This window comes from Streptomyces sp. SD31 (genome assembly GCF_052068475.1).
Classification (GTDB): Bacteria; Actinomycetota; Actinomycetes; order Streptomycetales; family Streptomycetaceae; genus Streptomyces.
Genome location: NZ_JBQHCX010000007.1, coordinates 351532 through 373846, shown reverse-complemented (window position 1 = coordinate 373846; position 22315 = coordinate 351532). Strand labels below are relative to the sequence as shown.

The following is a 22315-nucleotide window of genomic DNA, read 5'->3' as shown; positions in this document are numbered from 1 at the left end:
ACAGTTCTCCTTGTGGGAAGCCACGCTCGCCGCTGTGTACCAAGCCAGTTGCGACGACCTCCCGATGCGCCTGCTTCCGGCGCTCGAAAGCTGCCTTCAGGGCGTCCCCCCTACGACCGTTGGGGGGCGCTGCGTGCAGTGCTGGCGATGAGCTGGACTGGGTCAGCCTGCCAGTCGGGCGAGGGCCAGGGCGTGAGCGTGGTCGAGGGAGTCAGCAGCGGCGCAAGGGATATCCGGCTGCACACCGGTGCCCTCCCAGTTCGTGTGGGAGACGGGGTTGATGGCGCGGCCGACGGGCACGGTGGCTTCAAGGTGTGGGTGCAGGGTCCAGCCCTGGCACGGGTGTGCGCCGCCGCGGGTGGGCTCGCCGACGACTACGGCGCGGCCGAGTTGTTGGAGGTCGTACGCCAGCTCCTCAGCGGCAGAGAAGGTGCTGTCGCTGGACAGCACATACAACGGCTTGCTGCCGCCGAAGCGCGCGCCGGGAACGTGCGGCAGGCTCCAGGACTGCTCGCTGTGCTCGCCGCCGTGCCAGTACATGGTGTTGAGGTGGGTGCGCTCGTCCAGCAGGTAGCTGCAGACGAAGGCGACCGTGTCCGGGTCGCCGCCCCGGTTGGCGCGAAGGTCCACGATCAGCGCCTGGGCGCGGGAGGCCAGGGTGAGCGCGGCGCTCAGCGGTTCGGCGGCCCACTCCAGCGGAAACAGCATCGGTGCCAGCTCCACCACGGCGACCCCTCCGTCGAGCAACTGCATCCGGGGCGCACCGCCCAGAGAGGAGTCGAAGTCCCGGCGCATGGCGTCCCGGGTGGCGGCCCCCTGCTTCGGGGAGGCCGGGTCGGCGTGGTGCTTCAGTCTCAGGTGCCGGTCGCCGTTGACGGACTGCAGGTCCGCGGTGACCAGGCGGGCGAGCTCCTCGGCGTCGTCGACGTCGTAGGCGCCCTCGGCGAGGCGTCGTTGCAGCAGGCCGGCCAGCTGCTCAGCTATCTCGGGGAAAACGTAGTGCTCGGTGAGCAGCCGGGCCGTCTCGTCGATGACAGGGGCCGGCGCAAGCTTCGTCGGAGTCGTCATGGCAGGGAGTAGAGCACTGCCCTTGCGAAAGCGTCAAAGAGTTTAGACGCTTTAGGTATGCGTGATCAGCCTCCCTATTCACCGCCTCCTGAGGACGTCCTGGAGATCGGTGCGCCTGAGCAGTTCGCGGCGCTCTCTCACCCATTGCGTCAGCGGTTGCTCTTCGCCCTGGGCCACCGGCCTGCCACTACCAGCCAGCTTGCGGCGCAGCTCGACGCGAAGAAGGGCAACGTGGCCCACCACCTCAAAGTGCTCCGCGATGCCGGGCTGGTCCACATCGCCGAGACCCGCCAGGTCCGCGGCGGCACCGAGCAGTACTACCAGCGCACGGCCCGCCAGATGGTCGTCGCCGAACCCCAAGCGGCAGGCACCGCCGCGATGCTCGCTGCGGTCGCCCAGGAGCTGGACCGCTCTCCCGTCGAGACCCACCTGACACTGCGCCACCTGCGTCTGAGCCCTGCGAAGGCAAGAGAACTCGGCGAGGCCCTCGCCCAACTGGTCGATGAGGCCGAGGAGGATGCGGACGACCAGCCCGTGCACGGTGTGTTGGTGGCGCTCTATCAGCAGGCCCTGCCGACCAGCACCACTAGTTCCGCCTAGTGCTGTGACCAGGAAGGTTCACGGGGTTGGCGGTCGGAGCGGTTGGATATGGCGTGTCGTCCGATCCGAGTGCTGGGGGTGCGGTGGCTGAACCTGTCCGTGTGCGCAGGTTGACCGACCGGGAAGGGCTGAAGCTGCAGCAGATCGTGCGCCTGGGCAGCACCAGCTCGGTGCGATACCGGCGCGCCATGATGCTGCTCGCCTCGGCCGGCGGCAACCGGGTGCCTGTGATCGCCAGGCTGGTGCAAGCCGACGAGGACACCGTCCGCGACGTGATCCATCGGTTCAACGAGATCGGCCTGGCCTGCCTGGACCCTCGGTGGGCGGGAGGCCGTCCCGCCTGCTCAGCGCTGACGACGAGGACTTCGTCGTGGAGACGGCCACTACCCGCCCGACCAAGCTCGGTCAGCCCTTCACCCGCTGGTCCATCCGCAAACTCGCCGCCTACCTGCGGAAAGTGCACGGCCGCGTGATCAGGATCGGACGAGAGGCGTTACGGTGCCTGCTCGCCCGCCGCGGCATCACGTTCCAGCGGACCAAGACGTGGAAGGAGTCGCCCGACCCGGAGCGCGACGCCAAGCTGGACCGGATCGAGGAGGTGCTGGAGCGTTTCCCGGACCGGGTGTTCGCGTCCGATGAGTTCGGGCCGCTCGGGATCCGGCCCACCGCCGGGTCGTGCTGGGCCGAGCAGGGCCGGCCCGAGCGGCATCCCGCGACCTACCACCGCACCCACGGGGTGCGCTACTTCCACGGCTGCTACTCGGTCGGCGACGACACCTTGTGGGGCGCCAACCGCAGGAACAAGGGTGCCGCGAACACCCTGGCCGCACTGAAGTCGATCCGGGCCGCCCGCCCGGACGGCCGCCCCGATCTACGTGATCCTCGACAACCTCTCCGCCCACAAAGGCGCCGGCATCCGCCGCTGGGCGAACAAGAACAAGGTCGAGTTGTGCTTCACCCCGACCTACGCGTCCTGGGCCAACCCGATCGAGGCGGACTTCGGGCCGTTGCGGCAGTTCACCGTCGCCAACTCCAACCACGGCAACCACACCGTGCAGACCCGGGCTCTGCACGCCTACCTGCGCCGGCGGAACGCCAACGCCCGCCATCCCGATGTTCTCGCGGCCCAGCGCAAGGAGCGTGCCCGCATCCGCAGCGAGAAGGGCCTCCGCTGGAGCGGCAGACCACTACCGACCGCGGCCTGACCACCCAACCAGGCGCCGCTAGGAGTTGGCAGCCTTTGCCAGGACGCGGGCGAGTTCGCGGGGGCGGGTGACCATCGGCCAGTGGCCCGAGTCGAGGTCCACGTACTCAAGGTGGGCAGCGCGGGCGAGTTCAGGACTCTCACCGGCGGCGATCCACTCCTCGGCCTGGGCGGGGGCGAACTCGGGGCAGACAACCACAACGGGGACGTCGAAGCGGCGCTCGTCGGTCAGGCGCACGACTCCCCTGGCGACCGCCTCGGGGACAGGAACGGCGGCGGACGCGAAGCGGTCCCGGGCCTGCTGGTCCAGGTCAGCGGCGTCCGCGCCCTCGAAAGGATCCCAACCCGGGAAGGGCATGGCGCCGCCCTCGATCGCGAAGTGATCGGCGTAGGCCCGTCCATCGGCGGCGGGGAAGCCGCCGATCAGGGCGACCTTGGCCACCTTCTCCGGTCGTGCGTCGGCGGCCAGCCAGGCCAGGGTCGATGCTGCGGAGTGCCCTACCACCAGAGGCTTTCCGGGCGCCGCGTCAACCGCGGCAAGCACCGCTTTCATCTGGTCGTCAAGCGTCGCGGAAGCGGCGCCGTCGCCCTGGCCTGGGAGGGTGAGCGGCACGGGATGGTGGCCGAGCGCGGTGAGTTCGGGCACGACGTCGTCCCATGCGGATCCGTCGAGCCACAAGCCAGCGATGAGCAGGATGTCCACGGGGGTTCTCCCGGAGAGGAGTCGGATCTGGTTGCCGGCACGCTACCGGGAGGCTCTGACACCGGGCTCCGGCCAGAGTGCGATCTTTGAAAGCGGCGGCTCGACCCAACCCAACCCGGCGAACCTACGCGGTCACAACACTAGCCGCCCTTTCGTGACGACTCCGCCTGGCGGAAGACACGGGATTCAGAGGGCGAGCCGACAGAGACTGTGAAGAGGCCCCCTGCCGGACGGGACGCTCAAGAAGCGTCTCTTGGCCGATCAAGTACTGCGGCAGGCGAACGCGCCTGATGTATCTGGCAGTTGAGACCTAGCAGCCGGGGCCGTCGACGGACGGGGCCTTATGCTGACTGGGCGATCAGGTCATCACTGGACGGGGGCGGCGTGGACCTCATCATCTCTCTTCCTGACGAGTCCGAAGTGGCCTCACTGGCGGCCTGGCTCCGGCACGACCACTCGCTTGCGAGGCACATCCATGTCAGTGTCAGTGCTCCGCCGCCCGATGCCGTTCACGGTTCACTGCCGCAGATCCGAGTGACCAGTGTTTCGGCCCCGGCACTCGCCTCGGTGGTCCAAGCGGTCACAGTCTGGCTGCATTCGCGGAGGAAACCCCTCGAGGTCACCATTCAGGGCTCCTCGGGTCAGAGGGTAGTCCTCACGGTCTCGAGCCCTCAGGACGCAGCCGAGCTCAGCCGCGTCTTGGCGGTACCCGGGAGCCGACAGCGGGACGAATCGACTGCCACCGCAGACGAGATCACCACACAGGATAGTCATGCCTCTTCCGAGCCCTCTCTCGGCAGCATCACAGCAGACGGTCACACCCCTCCCGGGCCTCCGCTCGACCCAGATGATGATGACTGGCTGGACCTCCGGGAGAAGTGACCGTGGGAGACATCGCGAAAGGTGTGCTCGGAGGCGGCTGGGCATTGCTGGTGGGGTGGATCCTGCCCGCAGCTCTCAACCTTGCTGTATTTACGCTCGCCGTTGCCCCAAATCTGCACCGCCCCACCTTGCTGGATTCTCTGTGGCCGGCAACCGGCGGCCCCACCGCGCTCGTGTTGTTTGTGGCCGCTGTCCTGCTCGGACTTGTTCTGAACGCCCTGCAGACTCCCCTCTACCGCGTCCTGGAGGGGTATGCCCTGTGGCCGGCTAGCGCCTACGAACGAGGTTGCCGGGTACAGCGGTCCCGGCGCCAACAGACAGTCGACCGCCTGGCTGATCCGGCTTTCACGTCGCCCATCCGACGTGCCCTGCTCCGGGAGAAACTCAGCCGTTATCCGGTGAGCGACGAACAGATCGCCCCGACCCGGCTCGGCAACGCCATACGCCGCTTCGAGGAGTACGGACACGACCGCTACCGCCTCGACACTCAGGTGCTGTGGAACGAACTAGCGAGCGCCGCCCCGGAGCCGGCCACCAAACAGGTCGTCACCGCGCGCACAAGCGTCGACTTCTTCGTGGCTCTGCTGTACGGGCACGCGGCCGTAGCCGTCACCGCCTTTGCCTCGGTTTCTGCCTCCCACGCCCACAGACCAGTGCTCGTCCTCACTGGGGTTTGCCTGATTGCCCTGACCCCACTCTGGTACCACGCCGCAGTAGCCGCCACAGACGAATGGGCCGCATCCGTACGAGCCTTGGTCAACCTGGGCCGCAAGCCTCTGGCAGAGGGGCTTGGGCTCGCCCTCCCCAAGAGCCTGGAAGACGAACGCCGCATGTGGAAGCTGGTTACACGTATGTCCACTAAGGCTTACGCTCCGGCCGCTGACGCCGCTTTCGCGCCCTACCGCGTCGATCCGTCCCAGACGGCTGGAGAGCCGCCCCAGCCCGCTTCCTGACCCGATGCCTAATGGCCTCGTCCTCTCCCGCGGCGGCCGCAGCGGCGTGGCGGACGGTGCGGGGTGCTCAGTTACTCAGGGAGAGTCGGTGTCGGCGTTCACGTGTGGACGTGAGCATGTCGTCGGCTGTTCGTCGCAGGATCCGCGTGAGCTACCCGAAGGCACCCCCGGACTACCCGGCACAACGGCCAATTGATCGGCTACACCAGGGCAAGGGACCACCGCTGTTCCGCAGTCAGCAGTACGGCCCGAATGCGTGACGGACGCGGCACTCCAGGCTCCGGCCGGGGGTCTTCGCATACCCGGGAGAACCATGGAATCGTCACCGGGGCAACCTGTAACTCGCCAGTCCCACAGTGGAGTTGGGCGCAGCTAGCTTACGAGTGTCAGAAGCATCCACCACGGAGAATCACATCGGGGGCGAGAACATGCGTTCACGTATTCGAGGAATCGGCCTGGCGGTGGCCACAGCGGCGCTGCTCGCAGGAGGGGTCGCGCTGGCTCCGACGGCCAGTGCGGAGGAGGACGGCTCGTGTGAGAGCGGGGACATCTGCCTGTACACCGGGGCCCTCCTCACCGGCAACATGCTGGATCTCTCCAAGTGCACCTACGTCGATCTGGCGGACAAGGGCTGGGCGGGCGCGATCCGCTCCTACGACAACCGCCAGTCAGTCGGAACAGTCACCACGTTCTACACGACGACCCCGCTGGGGCGGCAGGTCGTGGCCACCTCCACGGCGCCCGAGAGGATGACCGCCTTCCCGCAGGGCGCCCTCGTCGACGGCATGCAGGTCTGCTGACCGGATTCCCGCACCGGGCCCCCGACCGCACCCCGCGGTCGGGGGCTACGGCGTTAGTTGCCCGCGCGATCCTCATCGCCTTCCTCCACACCCCCAACCACGACATTTCGGCTCCCGTCGTGACCGAGCTCACCGCGCCCTACGCCTCCAACCGCGAGTTCCACGCCCTCAGCGGCGACTTACCGGACCCGGACGACGTACGGCCGGAGCAGGTGGCGGCCGCACTGACCGGCAGCACGAGCACATCTACGCCACCCACGGCCCCCGCCGCGAACCCACCGGCCCGCACCTCGCCGCCGCCCACGCCAAGGACGGCATCCTCACCTGGCGCTGATGGCCCCGCAAGGAACTCTCCGGAGCCCGGCCCCCCCCTGACCACCGGACCTCGCCCGCCTGCTCGACGACCTCGACGGAACCTGACCCCGATGGAATGGATGACCGTCGCCGACCAGGCCCGCTGCATGTGGGTGTCGGTGCGGGAGATGTTCGCGCAGGCCGGGTTGCGGCGGTTCCAGTTCGGGGTGCGTAGGGACGGCTTCGTGTCCTTGGCCAGGTCGGGATCGCACAGCGCCTTGTAGGGATCGAGGTTGCAGGTCAGCAGTGCTTGCGGGTCCTCGAAGATCTGCAGCCGGGGGTTGTTCCGCAGCGCTTTCATCTGGCCCTTGGTGGCGAATCCGCCCGCGTAGCGGGCGCTGAACTCGTCCGCGGCGGCGATGTAGCGGTCGGCGGCCGGCCCGCTGACCGCTTCTCCGGCGGATAGCCGGTCGCTGGCCTCAGCTAGCGCGTCCGCCAGGGCCAGGGTCTTCTCGAAGTCGAGGATCTCCAGCATGTCGGCCTTGGTGCGCCCGCCGTACGACTCGGCCAGGGAGCTTCCGACATGTCCGTACTACAGACCGAGGGCGATGCGCCCGCCGGGACGGCGGTAGACGAACCAGGCCACGGTGCGACGCAGACGGCGCAGCGTGATCGGTCCGTGAGGATCGGCCGGAATCAGCTCGTGCGGGCGGCCGAGCCGGGTGGCCGTCGCGTTCGCCCAGTCGATGAACGCCTTGATGCGCCCGATGAACCGGTTCGGGTTCAGCCCCTCCACGCGAATCTCGGCCGGGGCAGGCTCGAGGGTGCGGACAGTCATCGACCGAGGGAAGAGCAGGCGGTCGTCGTGGAGTTGCTCCAGGACCCTCACGGCGCGGTCGACGAGTTCGATGACCGTCCAGGGTGGCTACGGCGGCGCCAATTGGCTCCGCCAAGGCGACCCGGAGCGGCCCCACTTTGTGAAGATCACAAACGCCGAGGGTTGCTTGAAATAGCCCCACCCAGAGAGTCCTTGCTGCTCGTTGGCGGCCACTTCCGGCCCCGTCGAGGCGGCTTCACAGAACGGGGCCAGTTGGAGCCGCCTCGACTGGGCACCTGTACGCCGCCGTAGCCAGCCGCCGTCGGCTCCACTACGGTCATCGCGAACGGGATGAAGCTGCAACCGAAGTACAGGGCGTCGGAGTCCCGGCCCGGGTACACGGTGAGTTCCTGTGTGAGGTGACCCAGTGCCTCTAGGCCCGGCGCGGAGACGGTGATCGTCAGTTGTGCGCCTTCTTCGGGCAGTGGGAACGGCCGCATGCGGACACTGCCTTGGCCTTGGCCAGGCTCTCGGGTGATCTGAACGTGCAGCGGGATCTCGCGGCCGGGGGCAGCTTGTTCCGCCAGTTCGGCAATGAGGTGGTGCGGTTGGGACAGCTCATCGACCACCTCTGTGTGAGCCGGCGGCGACTGCGCCCGGAGCCGAGGCGTTGTCGTGGCTGGTCTGGCGGTCTGGTCGGGCGGCGACGCAGCAGTGTTGCTGTCGACCAACCCGCCACGCTCTAGGGGGCGACGCGGACCCGATCCCGAACCGCTTACCGCACCGGCGCCCCTGTCCTGGCCTGCTTCCCCCTGCGCGCCAACCGGCTCATTCGTGCCAGCTGCTGCTTTGCGGCCCCGCGCGATGCCCCGGCGGAGATTGGACAGCCGTCCGCGTACGTCTTCGGGCGCACGCGAGGTCTGCGGGCCAGTTTGCTGCTGATCCGTGCCCGCGATGAGGTTCGCCCGGGGCATCCGGCGTGGCAGTCCGGAGCTGGTGACACCACCCGCCGCCGGCCGCCTGGCGCGTTCTGCCTGGCGGCCGAGTTCGTCGTTGGGCGAAATACGCCAGGACGTCGATGCGGGTCGCTGTGAGGGAGCCGAGGAAGTCTGCGGCTGCTGAGCGGCCGGGCCTGAGTCGTTGGCGTCCGGCCGCTGACCCTGCTGGCCCTGCTGACCGCCATGGAACCATTTGGTCTCCAGCGCGTCGTACAACGGGGTGCGCCCGTCGCCGGGATCCGTCGCGGGCGGCGGCGCTTCGGGCTCCTGACGGGCGGGCCGCCGCGGCGGACGCGGCGGGACCGGTGGACGTGGGGCACCGAAGTCGGCGGCCCCCGCGCTGTTGGCCCCCGGGCGCTCGAACTGCCCGGTGGAGTCGGGGTCCTGGCTGCCGGACGGGACGTCCTGGCCCGTCGAGCTGTTGTCATACGGCTGCCGCCAGTCGAACTGACCCGTCTGTGGCCAGTCGTCCTGGGCGCCGGCGCCGGAGATGTCCGAGCGGTCGAACTGACCGGTGCTCTGCGGTCCGTTCGCTCCGGGACGGGCGAACCCGGAGTCCGAGCCCGGATCCGGGCGGTCGTCGATTCGCGGCATCTGAGAGGTTGGTGCGGGGTCTTCGTGCCGGCGCGGGGGGTCGAGCGAGGCGCGCGGCACCGGCGGCAGGGCGTTCTCGTCGCTCCAGCTGGGCGTTCGGGGCGGGTCGCCGCCCGGCAGCTCAGCCCGCGGGCCACCCCGGCGCGGCAGCTGCGGCCGACGGCGCCCGTCCCGCTTGGCGTCACCCCGAAACTCGTCTTCCGTCGGATTCGGGGAGACCCCCTGCTGCGGTTCGCCGGGCGGCGGTTCAGCAGCCCGGCTGTCTTCCTGGCCTGGCTCGTTGACGCCCCGATACTTCGTTCGCGGGAAGCCTTCCGCGACAACCGCCGCCAGCTCACGGTACGCCTGCCAGGTCGCGTCCCCCATGCCCTCCGGGTCTATGCCGGCGTCGACCGCAAGTCGTGGGTCGAACGGCACGATGACGACGCTGCGGCAGGCTCCATCCAGCTGTGCGGCAGCGTCACGTGCGTCGAGCATGGGGCCGTCGCCGTCGCGTACTCCGGTCAGGACGACATGGCTGCTATCGGCCAGGTAACGGTAGGTCGCCAGAGCCTCGGCGGTGGCGGCGACACTGGACTCGGACAGGCTGCTGACGAATATCTGCTGATCAGCCCCCGTCAGCGCGACGAAGGCAGCGAGACCGTCCACCCCGGTGGCGCAGTCGCTGAGGACGACCCCGTACGAGCTGAGGGCAGCAAGAAGGGCACTGTAAGAAACGGCGTCGAGCGGCTGACTCGGTGCGGTGGCGGCTGCGGAATCGGCGAGGATCTCCAGGCCAGAGGACGCACGGGAGGTGAAACCCCGGATATCGACGCCGTTTTCGGACACATGAGCGGCCAAGGCCCGTAAGGTCGCCCCGGTACTGAAGGTGGGGGCATAGCGACCCAGCGTGCCGTCGTCGGCGTCTACTGCGATGACCTGGTCGTCGCGCTCGGAAGCGAGGATGGCGCCGAGGACGGCGGTCGTCGTGTTCTTCCCGGTGTTGGCATGCGGGCTAACCACCGCGACGACATTGGGAGTCAGCACGCCACCGTCAAATCACCCCCAACTACGCTTCCCGGACAGCACCAATTTCGCCCCTCTCAAAGCCTCTCAGCCGCCGCTCCGCGAGCGGGCATGGTGGTCCGACGCATAGCCGCGCCCCGAACTATGTTGCCCCGCCACATGTGCGCCTGACCTGCGTGTTTCTACCGTGTGCCAACACGTACCCGTCCCCACCGCACACGAGGAAGTGGCGAACATGGCCTCCCCAGCAACCGCTCCCCCACCACCCGCGAACCTCCGTCGCATCGTCGCCGCCAGCCTCATAGGCACCACCATCGAGTGGTACGACTTCTTCCTCTATGGCTCCGCCGCAGCCCTCGTTTTCAACAAGCTGTTCTTCCCTGACTCCGACCCGCTCGTCGGCACTCTGCTGTCCTTCCTGACGTACGCCGTGGGATTCGCCGCCCGGCCGCTGGGTGCCCTCGTCTTCGGGCACTACGGCGACCGTCTCGGCCGTAAGAAGCTGCTGGTGCTGAGTCTGCTGTTGATGGGTGGGGCGACCTTCGCGATCGGGCTGCTGCCCACGCACGCGACCGTCGGGTCCGCCGCGCCTGTGCTGCTGACCGTGCTGCGCCTGGTGCAGGGATTCGCGCTGGGTGGTGAGTGGGGCGGAGCCGTGCTGCTGGTGTCCGAGCACGGGGACGCTCGGCGGCGCGGCTTCTGGGCATCATGGCCGCAGACCGGTGCGCCGGCAGGGCAGTTGCTGGCGACCGGCGTGCTGTCCTTGCTGACGGCCTTGCTGTCGGACAGCGCATTCAACACGTGGGGCTGGCGGATACCGTTCCTGCTCTCCGGCATCCTGGTGATCGTCGGCTTGTGGATTCGTCTGTCTGTCGATGAATCGCCCGTCTTCAAGCAGGCGTTGGCGCAGGCGGAGGCACGCAAGGTCGTGCACGAGGCCGCGGCCGAGAAGATGCCGCTGGTCTCCGTGCTGCGGCACCACTGGCGGGACGTGCTGGTGGCGATGGGCGCCCGCATGGCGGAGAACATCAGCTACTACGTCATCACCGCGTTCATCCTCGTCTACGCCACCACTTCGGCCGGCGTCTCCAAGCAGACCGCCCTCAATGCCGTGCTCATCGCATCCGCCGTGCACTTCGCCGTCATTCCGGCCTGGGGTGCGTTGTCGGACCGGATCGGCCGCCGTCCCGTCTACCTGCTGGGCGCCGTCGGCGTCGGACTGTGGATGTTCCCGTTCTTCTCACTCATCGACACCGGCGGCTTCGGCAACCTGATCCTCGCCGTGACCGTGGGTCTTGTCCTGCACGGCGCCATGTACGCGCCCCAAGCCGCCTTCTTCTCCGAGATGTTCGCGACCCGCATGCGCTACTCCGGTGCCTCCATCGGTGCCCAGTTCGCCTCGGTCGCGGCGGGCGCGCCCGCACCGCTCATCGCCACCGCGCTGCTGTCCGACTACGGCAGCTCCACTCCGATCGCCCTGTACGTCATCGCCGCGGCCGTCCTGACGGTGATCGCGGTGGGCGCCGTCAAGGAGACCCGCCACCGGGATCTCGCCGGTATCGGGTCCTCCGCCGACGCGGAGAACGCAACGGCGAGGACAGCGGACGCGCACACCGTCTGACCCTGTGGCCCCCACGGCCCAACCCCTGCAACCGGCCCCTGTACGCCCACGCGTACGGGGGTCAGTGCTGTCCCGGTGCCGACAACCGGTGCAGTCGCAGGGCCAGTTGGATCTCCAGTGTGCGGGCGGGGCTCTGCCAGTCGTCGCCGAGGAGGCGGCCGACGCGCTCCAGGCGCTGGGCGACCGTGTTCACATGGACGTGCAGTTCGTCCTTGGTGCGCGCCGGGCTCATCCCGCAGGAGAAGTACGCGTCGAGGGTGCGCAGCAGGTCGGTGCCGCGCCGTTCGTCGTACGCGACGACCTGGCCGATCGTACGGTCGACGAACCCCCCGATGTCCCGGTCCCCGGCGAGCAGCAGCCCCAGGAATCCGAAGTCCTCGGCGGCGGCGCCGTCTCCCGAGCGGCCAAGCAGCCGCAGGGCTTCGAGGCAACGCCGGCCCTCCTCGTAGGCGGCGGCCACGGCGTCCGGGTGTGCGGCCAAGTCCTCGACCGGGGCGGAGGCGCCGACGGTGACCGCCTCATGGACGGCCGCGCCGAGATGTCGGGCGGTGCGGCGGGCCAGGGCGGTGGCGGTGTCCCCCGCTTCGAGGGGCAGGAGCAGAACCGTGCCGCCGTCGCGGGCGGCGGCCAGGCCGTGCCGGGTCGCGGCGAGGTGGGACGCGGCGGACCACAGGCGTCTGCGGGCGGCGGCCTCCTGGTCGGCGTCGGCCGCGATGGCGTCGAGGCGGGCGGCGAGCACGACATGCCCGGCGTCGAGGTCGGCGTCCAGCCGCGCCGCGCGCTCGCGCAGCAGTCGCGGGTCACGGTCGCGGGCGTCGAGCAGGTCGTCCAACAGCTCGCCCCGGACGCGCTGTTCGGCTTCGGCGGCGGAGCGCCGGGCTAGGAGCAGGAGCGAGGTGACCATCGCGGCCCGCTCCAGGGTGCGCTGGTCGACGGGGTCGAGGCCGGGGTGGCCACGCAGCACCAGCGCGCCGAGCAGTTCGCCGCCTGCGACCACCGCGGCGATCCAGTCGTCGTCGTGCCGTACCGCGTGGCCTTCGGCGCGGGATGCCTCCAGCGCCCGGGCCGGAGCGGCGTCGGCTTCCGCGAACTCGACCGTGCCGTCGAGGACTTCGGAGACCGCGGCGGCCACGTCGTGCACCCCGCCGCCGCGCAGCACGAGTTCGGCGAGCCGGTCGTGCACGTCCGAGGCCCGTTCGATGACTCCGCTGCGGTCCCGGATGATCTCGTTGGCCAGCTCCAGTTCGGCGAGGGCCGAGCGGGTCTCGGTGAGCAGGTTCGCGGTGTCGATGGCGGCCGCGGCGAGGGCGGCGAAGGAGCCGAGCAGCGCGATCTGCTCCCGCTCGAAGACCCGGGCGCGCCGGTCCGCCGCGAAGAGGACGCCGATCACGTGGTGCCCCAGCATCAGGGGCACCCCGAGGATGGCCACCAGCCCCTCGTCGCGCACGCCGGCGTCGATGGTGAGGGTGTGCTGGAAGCGGTCGTCCTTGAAGTAGTCGTCGGTGACATAGGGGCGGGCGGTCTGCGCGACGAGTCCGCCGAGGCCCTCGCCCATGCCGAGCCGCAGCTGCTGGAACCGGGCGGCGACCGAGCCTTCGGTCACCCTCATATACGTGTCGCCCCTGGCCGGGTCGTTCAGGCTGAGATAGGCGACGTCAGTGCCGAGCAGCGACCGGGCGCGCTGCACGATCGCCTGCAGTACGGCGTCCAGGTCCCGCAGACCGGCCAGGTCGTGGGCGGTCTCGAAGAGGGCCGACAGCTCCGCCTCGCGCCTGCGCCGCCCTTCCAGCTCGGAGCGCACGCGCAGCGCGAGCAGCTTGGCCTGTTCGAGGGCGACGATCCACTCGGTCGGTCTGCCCTCGGCGCGGGCGAGCAGCACCGGCTGCTCGTAGGCGTCGGCGGACGTACCCCTGGCCAGCAGCTCGAGAAACGGTGTCTCGGCGCTGCTCAGGGGCGCTCCGGCAGCGGCGGAACGCGAGGTGGACTGCACGTGATCGCGGGACATGCTCACAGGATTGCTCATCGCACCGCCGCCCCGTCAGCCCTGTGGATAACTCGGAATTCCGTCGGCACCGGCACGCTCAGTGCGCGGTCCAGCCACCATCGAGTACGAGCGACGTACCGGTCACGAAGGACGCCTGCGGACTGCACAAATACGCCACGGCCTCCGCGACCTCCTCCGGTTCGATGAGCCGCTTGACCGCGCTGTCCTGCAGCAGCACCTCGGACAGCACCCGCTCCTCGGGGATACCGTGCGCCCGGGCCTGGTCGGCGATCTGCTTCTCGACCAGTGGGGTGCGCACATAGGCGGGGTTCACACAGTTCGAGGTGACGCCATGGGGTGCGCCCTCCAGGGCGGCGGTCTTGGAGAGTCCCTCCAGACCATGTTTGGCGGCCACATAGGCCGACTTGAAGGCCGATGCGCGCAGCCCATGGACCGAGGACACATTGACGATGCGGCCCCAGCCCTGTCCGTACATATGGGGCAGGGCACCACGGATGAGCCGGAACGGCGCCTCCAGCATCACGGTGAGTACCGTGTGGAAGACATCGGCCGGGAAGTCCTCGATGGGGCGCACCAATTGCAGCCCGGCATTGTTGACGAGGATGTCGGTGCCCGCGGCGGCGAGTTCGGCGGCGTCCAGGTCGGTGAGGTCGAGGACGTGCGGTTCGACGGCGCCGGCGAGGCCCCGTGCCCTCTCGGCAAGGGCCTCCAGCCCCGCGGCGTCCCGGTCGACCGCTCTCACCTTGGCCCCTGCGGCCGCGAGCCGCAGCGCACAGGCGCGGCCGATGCCACCGGCCGCGCCGGTGACGAGGGCGGTACGGCCACCGAGGTCGAGCGGCGAGGCCGGGGACGAGCCGTCAGCCGGGAGGGTACTGGGCGGGGTCATGGCACGACCCTAGGCCGCACCCTCGCCAGGCCACATATGGTCACAGCACATACTTCAGTCCGAACTCATAGGCTCGAACCATGTGGGTTCGTCGGACAGCGCCTGCTTGATCCGGAACAGCTGGCGTTCGTCCATCGCAGGCAGCGCGTCCACCTCGAACCAGCCGACCTGCAGCGACTCGTCGTCATTCACCCGTGCCTCGCCGCCCACGGCCCGGCAGCGGAAGGTGATGTCCATGAACTGGCACGTGTCGCCATTGGGATAGGTGACCTCATTCCCCGACCGGACCAGGACGACGCGCTCGGCGACACACTGGACACCCGTCTCCTCGTACACCTCCCGCACGGCAGCCGTCGCGGGCTGCTCGCCCGGGTCCGGGATGCCGTTGATCACCGTCCACTTGCGGTTGTCCGCGCGCTGCCCCAGCAGGACCCGCCCCTCGTCGTCGAAGACGACGGCGCTGACCCCGGGAAGCCACAGCAACTGGTGGCCGGCGGAGGCCCGGATCGTACGAATGAAGTCAGGAGTAGCCATGACCTCGACCCTAACGGGCCGTTGGCCGCGCCCCCGGCGAGTTCCGGCTCCTACGACAGGCGTGCGACCGGCGGACGACTACACGTCGGCGGCGCGTCGCGTGCGCATCCCGGCGCCGATCGCCCAGCCGAGGCCGCCCGCGGCGACCAGCACCAGGGCGATCTCCGGGATGATGCCGAGCTGGGTGGCGGGCGTCTCGCTGGAGCGCAGCGGCACCTTCTGGACCAGCGAGTCGGCCACGAACAGGCCCGTCTTCTGGGTGATCGTCCCGTCCGGCATGATGATCGCGCTGACGCCGCTGGTCACCGGGACGGTGACGGTCCGGCTGTGCTCGACGGCGCGGACGCGGGACATGGCGAGCTGCTGGTAGGTCATCTCGCTGCGGTCGAAGGTCGCGTTGTTGCTCGGCACGGAGATCATCTGCGCGCCGTCGGTGACCTCGGAGCGCACGGCCCAGTCGAAGGCCGCCTCGTAGCAGGTGACAAGGCCGACCTTGGCGCCGTCCATGGTGAACACGCCCGGTTCGGTGCCCCGGCTGAAGTCCTGGCGGACCATGGACGTCCAGTTGTCGTTGATCGCTCCGACGAGCGAGCGCAGCGGCAGGTACTCGCCGAACGGCTGGATCTGCCGCTTGTCGTACGTGTCGACGGGCCCCTTGGCCGGGTCCCACAGGATCTGCTCGTTGAACAGCTTGCCGTCCCGCTCGACGACGCCGCCGACGGAGATGGGCACGCCGATCGCCTTGGCGGCCGTGTCGATGACGGCGCGCGCGTCGGCGTTGGCGAAGGGGTCGATGTCGGAGGAGTTCTCGGGCCACAGCACGAAGTCGGGTTGTGCGACCTTGCCCGCCTTGACCTCGGCGGCCAGCCGCTCGGTCTCGCGCGCGTGGTAGTCCAGTACGGCGCGCCGCTGGGCGTTGAAGTCCAGCCCCGCGCGCGGCACGTTGCCCTGGATGACCGCGACGGTCGCGGTGCCGTTCTCGGCCTGGTCACTGACCAGGGGCTGTGCGGCCACGGCGCCCACCACGGGCACGGCCACGCTCAGCAGGGCGACCGCGGCAGCAGACCGCCGTACGGCCCGTGTCCGCCGGGCCTCGACAGCCAGGCGTATCACCTCGTACAGACCGAAGCCGCACAGCACGACCGCGAAGCCGAGCACCGGGGTGCCGCCCACGGCGGCGAGCGGCAGGAAGACGCCGTCGGCCTGGCCGAACGCGATCTTGCCCCAGGGGAAGCCGTTGAACGGAGCACGCGCGCGTGCCGCTTCTCCGGCGATCCACAGCGCCGCCGCCCACACCGGCGAAGCCGGCAGCTTCGACACTGCGGCGACTCCCGCGCCGACCAGCGCCACGAAGACCGCCTCGATCGCGGCCAGCGCGAGCCAGGGGCCGGGGCCGACCTCCACTCCGGTCCACACCAGCAGCGGCAGCAGGAAGCCGAGGCCGAAGAGGTAGCCGAGGCCGAGGCCCGCCTTCCAACTACGGCCGCGCAGCACCCAGCCGAAGACGGCGAAGGCCGGCAGGGCCAGCCACCACAGGGTGCGCGGCGGGAAGCTGACATAGAGCAGCACTCCGGAGAGCGCCGCGGCGAGGGCCGGAACCAGGCGCACGAGCCGTGCCGCGCGCGAGGCGGGCGCGATCTGCGGCTGCAGCTGGTCCGACTCGCCCACGGAAGTTGCGGTGACGGTCACTCCGGGAGTGTACGGCGGTTGACCTCGGCGCCGACAGCGCGGTCCGGTGGGGGCAGGTCTCCCACGTGGGCGCATGCGTCCATCGGGTCCACGGCAAGGGTCACCGCGAGCACGGCCCCCGCGGGAGACGCGGCCGTGCCGCCGCCGGCCGGCCCTCCCCAGCGTGCGGACGGCGCCGCCGGCCCCGTGGCACTCAGGTGACGCATCGTTCCTGCACGACACGTCCACAAATCGCCCATCAGCGGTTACGGTATGCCGGAGCTCAGTCGTACCGGCAGGTCAGGTCCGGTCCGGACGGCGGGGCCCGTCACAGGTCGGGGGACCGGGTTTCGGGGGGCGGGGTGGATGTCACGGGGATGACGTCTGCGGCAGGTCCGGATGAGGACGGCGACAGACGAAACGTTTCTGATGCGGCGGGCGTGGTCGTGCTGGGGGCATGCGCCGCCTGGTCGCTGATCTCGGCTGCCGTGCACGACGGCCGCCCCGAGGGTGTGCTGCTCGCGATCCTCGCCGTGGCCGCCGGCTATGCCGCGGGACGGATCGGCGGGGCGTTGCTGCCGGTCGCCGCGCCCTGCGCCGGAGCAGTGGCCGGAGTGGGTCTGACGCTGGCCGTACCCCACCTCGCCCCCGGGCCGCAGATCGTCGCCCCGCTGGGCCACGCCGGGGGCACGGCCGCCGTGCTCACCCTCTCCACCGGCGCCGCGTGCTGCGCCGCCTGGGCCGCCTCGGCACCGGCGCTGCGACTGGGCCTGCGCGCGCTGGCCGCGGGAATCGCGGTGACGGCCGGTGCCCTCGGCTCGACCTCGGGCTTGGTCACCTGCACCGCCGTCCTGCTGTGCTCGCTCGCCGCCGACCACATCCGCCATCGCGGCGTGGGTATCGCGGGACTGGCCCTGACCGCGACCTCCGTCACCAGCCTGACCTGGGCAATCGCCGGGAACGCGATGCCCGGCGGACTCACCGAATGGCTCGAGGGTCAGCTGACGCGGCACCGGATCCAGCTGTGGCACGACGCCCTGCACCTGGCAGGCCGGGACCCCGCGCTGGGCGTGGGCCCGGGACGCTTCGGGGAACTCAGTACGACGGCCACCGGAACGCTGCTGTCCGACGGCAAGCCGCACTCGGCGCCCTTGCAACAGGTGGCGGAACAGGGCGTGCTCGGCGTCGTCCTGCTGGCGGCGGCCTTCGGCTGGATGCTGTTCGCGCTGTGGCGCACCGCGCGCCCCACCCCGGTCGCACTCACCGCGGGCGCGGCCCTGACGGCGCTGGCGGCCATCGCCGCGGTAGGCAACGCGCTCAGCTTCACCGCGGTGTCGGTGGGCGCGGGCCTGCTGGCGGGGCTGGCCACGGCACGTCCGCTCGCCCACGGATCGCAGGAGCGCGAGATCGACGTACACGCGCGTGGCGAACGGCTGACCCCATGACACCGGTGTGCGGCGAAGGGCCGGCCCACACACATGGCTCCGAAGCACCTCCCACGCGGTGACGAACGGGCCCTGGGGTCGACGAAAGGAAAGGGCCTGGATTCAGTGCGCCGTGCCCGGCGCCCGCGTCTGCAGGCGGGCCCTGATGACCCGTACGGCCGCCTCCGCGTCGTCCACGGTGACCGTGAACGTATGACCGTCCCACAACCGCAGTACCAAGCCCTCGCCGCGCCGCACGACGACCGCGGTGCCCTTTTCGGGCCGCCACCGGTAACCCCACCCACCCCAGTGGCGCGGGGTGACGTGGGCGACGAAGTCTGCGCCCGCCACCTCGGACAGCGGAATACGGCGGCGCGGCACACCGATGTGGCCGCAGCGCACCTCGAGGCACTCATGGTCGACTTTCAGGGCGACATGCACGAACGCCAGAGTGCCGAAGAGGACCAGCAGGCCGGCCGCGATGCAGCCGACGACGGCCATGACGAGGGGGGCGACGCCGTCCGTCCACGGCGAGTCGACGGCCAGCTCGATCCCGAGCGCCATGCAGGCGGCACCGACGAGCGCCAGCAGCCACTGGACCCGGTTGGTCGCCCGCCCGGTCCAGACATCGGGGTGCGGCTGCGCGCTGTGGGGGTGGTCCCTCATGCCTATGAGGTTACTCAGGTTTCGCTGCGCTGGTACCGCGCTGCGGAGGGTGACTGCGCCGACCGTGCTTCGGACGGATCGAGGCCCTCCGATTCGTGACCGTCGGTTACCGCGCGGGGCTGGTCTCCTGCAGCAGACGGCCTTCTTCGTAGGCGAGAGCGGGCACGGGCAGCGCGCCCTCACGGCCGCTCAGCAGCACCGTCAGGGTGCCGTTCGCCTCGGCGCCGGGGGCCGGCTGCTCGCCGAGGCGGCGCAGCGCCTGCGCTGCGACCGCGCCGGCGGAGCCGTGCAGGACGAGCGGCGGGAAGCCGGGGCGCTGGACGGCGGCGCGGATGCGCTCGGCGACGAGCTCGTAATGCGTGCAGCCCAGGACGACGGTCGTCACGTCCTTGGGGGTCAGTGCGGCGGCCGCGGCGACGGCCGCTTCGATCGCCGTCTCGTCGGCGTGCTCGACCGCCTCGGCCAGCCCGAAGCACGGCACCTCGGTGACGGCCACGCCGTCGGCGAAGTCCTTGATGAGACCGCGCTGGTAGGGGCTGCCCGTCGTGGCGGGCGTGGCCCAGATCGCGAACGGGCCGCCACCGGCCGTGGCCGGCTTGATCGCCGGGACCGTGCCGATGACCGGTATGGCGGGTTCCAGGCGGGCACGCAGGGTGGACAGGGCGTGCACGGTCGCGGTGTTGCAGCCGATGATCAGGGCGTCGGGCCGGTGCGCGGCGGCAGCGTCCGCGACGGCCACGGCGCGCTGTGTGAGGTCCTCCGTGGTCCTCCGGCCCCAGGGCATGCCGTCGGGGTCGAGGGAGAGCACGAGATGTGCGTCGGGTCGCAACCGCCGTACCGCAGCGGTGGCCGCGAGCAAACCGATTCCGGAGTCCATCAGCGCGATCTTCACCCGGCCACGATAGACGATGGGCCCTTGCGGGCCCCTCCGGTGGGGCAGACTGCGCGCGTGAGCGCCATCGCGTGGACTGCCGCCGGATCACTCGCCGCCTGGCTGTGGCTGCTGCTCTGCCAGGGCTTCTTCTGGCGTACGGACGTCAGACTTCCGCGGCGGACGGAACCGGACGTGTGGCCGTCGGTCTGCGTCGTCGTACCGGCGCGGGACGAGGCGGCGGTACTGCCCGCGAGCCTGCCGTCGCTGCTCGCCCAGGAGTACCCGGGGCGCGCGGAGGTCTTCCTGATCGACGACGGCAGTTCGGACGGCACGGGGGAGCTGGCGCGCGAGCTCGCGCGGCGGCACGGCGGGCTGCCGCTGACCGTGGACTCCCCCGGCGAGCCGCCCGGGGGCTGGACCGGCAAGCTGTGGGCGGTGCGGCACGGCATCGACCTGGCACGCGCGCGTGATCCCGAGTACCTGCTGCTGACGGACGCCGACATCGCGCATGCGCCCGACAGCCTGCGGGGGCTGGTCGCGGCCGCGCGCACCGGGGGCTTCGACGTCGTCTCCCAGATGGCCCGGTTGCGGGTGGAGAGCCGGTGGGAGCGGCTGGTCGTGCCGGCCTTCGTGTACTTCTTCGCGCAGCTGTATCCGTTTCGCCGGATCGGCAGGAAGGGGGCTCGGACGGCGGCCGCGGCGGGTGGCTGTGTCCTGCTGCGTGCCGAGGCCGCCGAGCGGGCGCGGATCCCGGATGCCATCCGGCACGCCGTCATCGACGACGTGGCTCTCGCGCGGGCCGTGAAGCGCGGCGGTGGCCACATCTGGCTGGGGCTGGCCGAGCGGGTGGACAGCGTGCGCCCGTATCCGCGGCTGAGCGACCTGTGGCGGATGGTCTCGCGCAGCGCGTACGCGCAGTTGCGGCACAACCCGCTGGTGCTGGCCGGGACGGTCGCCGGGCTCGCGCTGGTGTATCTGGTGCCGCCTGGGGCCCTGGTCGCGGGTCTGGCCGGCGGGGGTACGGCGGCGGCGGTCGTCGGCGGTCTCGCGTGGCTGGTGATGACGGGCACGTACGTGCCGATGCTCCGTTACTACCGTCAGCCGCTGTGGCTCGCTCCCCTGCTGCCGTTCACCGCCTTCCTCTACCTCCTCATGACGGTCGACTCGGCGGTGCAGCACTACCGCGGGCGCGGCGCGGCCTGGAAGGGCCGCACCTATACGCGTCCGGACGCGGTGCCCGACGAGGGCTGACCTGTTTTGGTGTCCGACGAGGGCTGACCCACTCGGTGCCCGACGAGGGCGGACTACTTACGGCCGGGCGTCCAGTTCATGCCCCACGCGTAGGCGTAATCGACGGTGCGCTGCGGGCTCACCCCGCGCTCGGGCACCAGGTAGCGGGCCTCACGCTGGACGACCAGGTCGCTGCCGGTGTTGGTGATCAGGGCGAGTGCGCACACCGTGGAGGGGACCGTGCACTCGTCGAGCGAGAAGTCGACCGGGGCGCCGTGCTGCGGCGTGAGGGTGACCGTGGCGTGCAGGTCGGCGAAGGAACGCGCCCCTTCGTAGATGGTCACGAAGATCAGGATGCGCCGGAAGGCCCGCTGGTGGTCGAGGTTGACGGTGAGGTTCTCGCCGCTGGACACAGCGCCGGTGCGGTCGTCGCCGTCGAGGTGGACGTACGGGGGCTGGTGCAGGGCGCCGAAGGCGTTGCCGAGGGACTGGATGACTCCCTTGCTGCCGTCGGTGAGCTCGTACAGGGCGCACAGGTCGAGGTCGAGGTCGTTGTGCAGGGCGAGCGGGCGGCCCAGCTTGCTCGCCCAGCCCGAGAACTGCTTGCGCACCTGCCAGTTGAGGTTCACGCGCAGGACGCCCGAGGTGCCGCCCTGCTTGGTCAGCGAGACGGAGGGGGACGCCTTGGTGAGCGTCACCTTGCTCAGGCTGACCGGCGGCGCCTGAGGTGCGGGCGGGGGTACCGGCGGCATGGCGGGCGGCGCCATGGTCACCGGAGGTGCCACGGGGGGCGGTGTGGCAGCCGGGGGCGGGGCGACGGGGGCCGGAGCGGGTGCCGCGTGCTGGGGTTCGTCGACCGTGATGCCGTAATCGGTGGCGAGGCCCTCGAGGCCGCTGCTGTAGCCCTGGCCGACCGCTCGGAATTTCCAGGCACCTTGGCGGCGGTAGAACTCACCGAGTACGAAAGCGGTTTCCACGGTGGCGCCCATACTGTCGAAACGGGCGATGACGGTCCCCTGGGCGGCGTCCTTGACCTCGATGCAAAGGTCCGGAACCTGACCGAAAGCGCCGCCGTCCGCGGAAGCGGCGAGGATGACCGTCTCGATCGCGGGCTCCACGCGCGCGAGGTCGACCAGCAGGCTGTCGGTCACCCGGCCGCCGGCGTCCCGCTTGCCCTCGTGCCGGACGGCGCCGGAGGAGTGCGCCGGCTGGTTGTAGAAGACGAAGTCCCCGTCGGAGCGGACTTTTCCGCCGACCAGCAACAGCGCCGAGGCGTCCGCGTCCGGCACACCGGGCCCGGAGCGCCAGCCCAATTCGACCCGCAGTGCCGTCGTCGGCACCGGAGCATTCGATCCTTTCGACATTGACATGTCCGCCCCCACTCACGGGTCACCGCGCCAGGCATGTCCCGGCAGCTCACTGGGTTCTTTACAGAGCCAACCTATTCCTCTCGACAACGAACTCCCATGAGGGCCACCTGAACACCGGA

19 protein-coding genes and 1 pseudogene are annotated in these 22315 nt (G+C 70.3%); 8 read left to right on the top strand and 12 right to left on the bottom strand.

The features are described from left to right. Window positions 1-162 precede the first annotated feature (162 nt). Window positions 163-1068: a S41 family peptidase gene (locus tag ACTMVF_RS18010; RefSeq protein ID WP_441272059.1), complete on the bottom strand. Its 906-nt coding sequence runs from the start codon at window positions 1066-1068 to the stop codon at window positions 163-165. Window positions 1069-1125: 57 nt separating this feature from the next. On the opposite strand from ACTMVF_RS18010, the gene ACTMVF_RS18005 reads away from it, so the two are divergent. Further along, on the top strand, window positions 1126-1668 hold the full coding sequence (locus ACTMVF_RS18005; RefSeq protein ID WP_441272058.1) for an ArsR/SmtB family transcription factor: 543 nt from the start codon (window positions 1126-1128) through the stop codon (window positions 1666-1668). Window positions 1669-1751: 83 nt separating this feature from the next. Beyond that, a pseudogene (locus ACTMVF_RS18000) lies at window positions 1752-2873 on the top strand (IS630 family transposase). A gap of 18 nt (window positions 2874-2891) precedes the next feature. Here ACTMVF_RS18000 and ACTMVF_RS17995 read toward each other — a convergent pair. Beyond that, complete coding sequence (locus ACTMVF_RS17995) at window positions 2892-3575, bottom strand: alpha/beta fold hydrolase (RefSeq protein WP_441272057.1); 684 nt, start codon at window positions 3573-3575, stop codon at window positions 2892-2894. A 384-nt stretch (window positions 3576-3959) separates the two neighbouring features. On the opposite strand from ACTMVF_RS17995, the gene ACTMVF_RS17990 reads away from it, so the two are divergent. From ACTMVF_RS17990 to ACTMVF_RS17980, 3 genes are all read left to right on the top strand, one after another. After that, on the top strand, window positions 3960-4457 hold the full coding sequence (locus ACTMVF_RS17990; RefSeq protein ID WP_441272056.1) for an effector-associated constant component EACC1: 498 nt from the start codon (window positions 3960-3962) through the stop codon (window positions 4455-4457). A gap of 2 nt (window positions 4458-4459) precedes the next feature. Beyond that, entirely contained in the window at window positions 4460-5410 is a 951-nt protein-coding gene (locus ACTMVF_RS17985) for a hypothetical protein (RefSeq protein ID WP_441272055.1), read from the top strand. Window positions 5411-5838: 428 nt separating this feature from the next. Next, window positions 5839-6210 (top strand): peptidase inhibitor family I36 protein, encoded by a 372-nt coding sequence (locus ACTMVF_RS17980; protein WP_441272054.1) that lies wholly within the window; start codon window positions 5839-5841, stop codon window positions 6208-6210. A gap of 139 nt (window positions 6211-6349) precedes the next feature. On the opposite strand, the gene ACTMVF_RS17975 is transcribed toward ACTMVF_RS17980, so the two are convergent. The 3 genes from ACTMVF_RS17975 to ACTMVF_RS17965 form a co-directional block, all read right to left on the bottom strand. Continuing rightward, entirely contained in the window at window positions 6350-7039 is a 690-nt protein-coding gene (locus tag ACTMVF_RS17975; protein ID WP_441272053.1) for a hypothetical protein, read from the bottom strand. Between the two features lie 57 nt (window positions 7040-7096). After that, window positions 7097-7342, bottom strand: a complete 246-nt coding sequence (locus tag ACTMVF_RS17970; RefSeq protein WP_441272052.1) for a hypothetical protein — start codon at window positions 7340-7342, stop codon at window positions 7097-7099. A gap of 146 nt (window positions 7343-7488) precedes the next feature. Then, window positions 7489-9939 carry a hypothetical protein gene (locus ACTMVF_RS17965; RefSeq protein WP_441272051.1) on the bottom strand — a complete coding sequence of 817 codons (2451 nt, stop codon included), beginning with the start codon at window positions 9937-9939 and terminating at the stop codon, window positions 7489-7491. Window positions 9940-10153: 214 nt separating this feature from the next. Between ACTMVF_RS17965 and ACTMVF_RS17960 the strand changes: the two genes are divergently transcribed. Then, entirely contained in the window at window positions 10154-11539 is a 1386-nt protein-coding gene (locus ACTMVF_RS17960) for an MFS transporter (RefSeq protein ID WP_441272050.1), read from the top strand. A gap of 61 nt (window positions 11540-11600) precedes the next feature. On the opposite strand, the gene ACTMVF_RS17955 is transcribed toward ACTMVF_RS17960, so the two are convergent. The 4 genes from ACTMVF_RS17955 to lnt form a co-directional block, all read right to left on the bottom strand. Next, a complete protein-coding gene (locus ACTMVF_RS17955; RefSeq protein ID WP_441272049.1) occupies window positions 11601-13544 on the bottom strand; it encodes a helix-turn-helix domain-containing protein in 1944 nt (647 codons plus the stop codon). A gap of 76 nt (window positions 13545-13620) precedes the next feature. After that, entirely contained in the window at window positions 13621-14430 is an 810-nt protein-coding gene (locus ACTMVF_RS17950; protein WP_441272048.1) for a 3-hydroxybutyrate dehydrogenase, read from the bottom strand. A 54-nt stretch (window positions 14431-14484) separates the two neighbouring features. Then, on the bottom strand, window positions 14485-14964 hold the full coding sequence (locus tag ACTMVF_RS17945) for an NUDIX hydrolase (RefSeq protein ID WP_441272047.1): 480 nt from the start codon (window positions 14962-14964) through the stop codon (window positions 14485-14487). A gap of 78 nt (window positions 14965-15042) precedes the next feature. Next, a complete protein-coding gene (gene lnt / locus ACTMVF_RS17940) occupies window positions 15043-16653 on the bottom strand; it encodes an apolipoprotein N-acyltransferase (protein ID WP_441272046.1) in 1611 nt (536 codons plus the stop codon). Between the two features lie 356 nt (window positions 16654-17009). Between lnt and ACTMVF_RS17935 the strand changes: the two genes are divergently transcribed. Next, entirely contained in the window at window positions 17010-18077 is a 1068-nt protein-coding gene (locus ACTMVF_RS17935) for an O-antigen ligase family protein (protein ID WP_441272045.1), read from the top strand. Between the two features lie 102 nt (window positions 18078-18179). Here the strand turns inward: ACTMVF_RS17935 and ACTMVF_RS17930 are convergent, their stop codons facing one another. Next, window positions 18180-18722, bottom strand: coding sequence for a hypothetical protein (locus ACTMVF_RS17930; RefSeq protein ID WP_441272044.1), 543 nt, complete (start codon window positions 18720-18722; stop codon window positions 18180-18182). Between the two features lie 106 nt (window positions 18723-18828). After that, complete coding sequence (locus ACTMVF_RS17925) at window positions 18829-19614, bottom strand: glutamate racemase (RefSeq protein ID WP_441272043.1); 786 nt, start codon at window positions 19612-19614, stop codon at window positions 18829-18831. A gap of 57 nt (window positions 19615-19671) precedes the next feature. Here ACTMVF_RS17925 and ACTMVF_RS17920 point away from each other — a divergent pair, with 57 nt between their 5' ends. Then, a complete protein-coding gene (locus ACTMVF_RS17920; protein WP_441272042.1) occupies window positions 19672-20847 on the top strand; it encodes a glycosyltransferase in 1176 nt (391 codons plus the stop codon). Window positions 20848-20900: 53 nt separating this feature from the next. Here the strand turns inward: ACTMVF_RS17920 and ACTMVF_RS17915 are convergent, their stop codons facing one another. Next, window positions 20901-22190 (bottom strand): TerD family protein, encoded by a 1290-nt coding sequence (locus ACTMVF_RS17915; protein WP_441272041.1) that lies wholly within the window; start codon window positions 22188-22190, stop codon window positions 20901-20903. Window positions 22191-22315 lie beyond the last annotated feature (125 nt).

Bases quoted from the DNA above. Each gene is read 5' to 3' on its own strand.
- ACTMVF_RS18010 (WP_441272059.1), bottom strand. From the start codon at position 1,068: ATGACGACTCCGACGAAGCTTGCGCCGGCCCCTGTCATCGACGAGACG.
- ACTMVF_RS18005 (WP_441272058.1), top strand. From the start codon at position 1,126: ATGCGTGATCAGCCTCCCTATTCACCGCCTCCTGAGGACGTCCTGGAG.
- ACTMVF_RS17980 (WP_441272054.1), top strand. From the start codon at position 5,839: ATGCGTTCACGTATTCGAGGAATCGGCCTGGCGGTGGCCACAGCGGCG.
- ACTMVF_RS17975 (WP_441272053.1), bottom strand. From the start codon at position 7,039: ATGCTGGAGATCCTCGACTTCGAGAAGACCCTGGCCCTGGCGGACGCG.
- ACTMVF_RS17970 (WP_441272052.1), bottom strand. From the start codon at position 7,342: ATGACTGTCCGCACCCTCGAGCCTGCCCCGGCCGAGATTCGCGTGGAG.
- ACTMVF_RS17960 (WP_441272050.1), top strand. From the start codon at position 10,154: ATGGCCTCCCCAGCAACCGCTCCCCCACCACCCGCGAACCTCCGTCGC.
- ACTMVF_RS17955 (WP_441272049.1), bottom strand. From the start codon at position 13,544: ATGTCCCGCGATCACGTGCAGTCCACCTCGCGTTCCGCCGCTGCCGGA.
- ACTMVF_RS17950 (WP_441272048.1), bottom strand. From the start codon at position 14,430: ATGACCCCGCCCAGTACCCTCCCGGCTGACGGCTCGTCCCCGGCCTCG.
- ACTMVF_RS17945 (WP_441272047.1), bottom strand. From the start codon at position 14,964: ATGGCTACTCCTGACTTCATTCGTACGATCCGGGCCTCCGCCGGCCAC.
- ACTMVF_RS17935 (WP_441272045.1), top strand. From the start codon at position 17,010: ATGACGTCTGCGGCAGGTCCGGATGAGGACGGCGACAGACGAAACGTT.
- ACTMVF_RS17930 (WP_441272044.1), bottom strand. From the start codon at position 18,722: ATGAGGGACCACCCCCACAGCGCGCAGCCGCACCCCGATGTCTGGACC.
- ACTMVF_RS17915 (WP_441272041.1), bottom strand. From the start codon at position 22,190: ATGTCGAAAGGATCGAATGCTCCGGTGCCGACGACGGCACTGCGGGTC.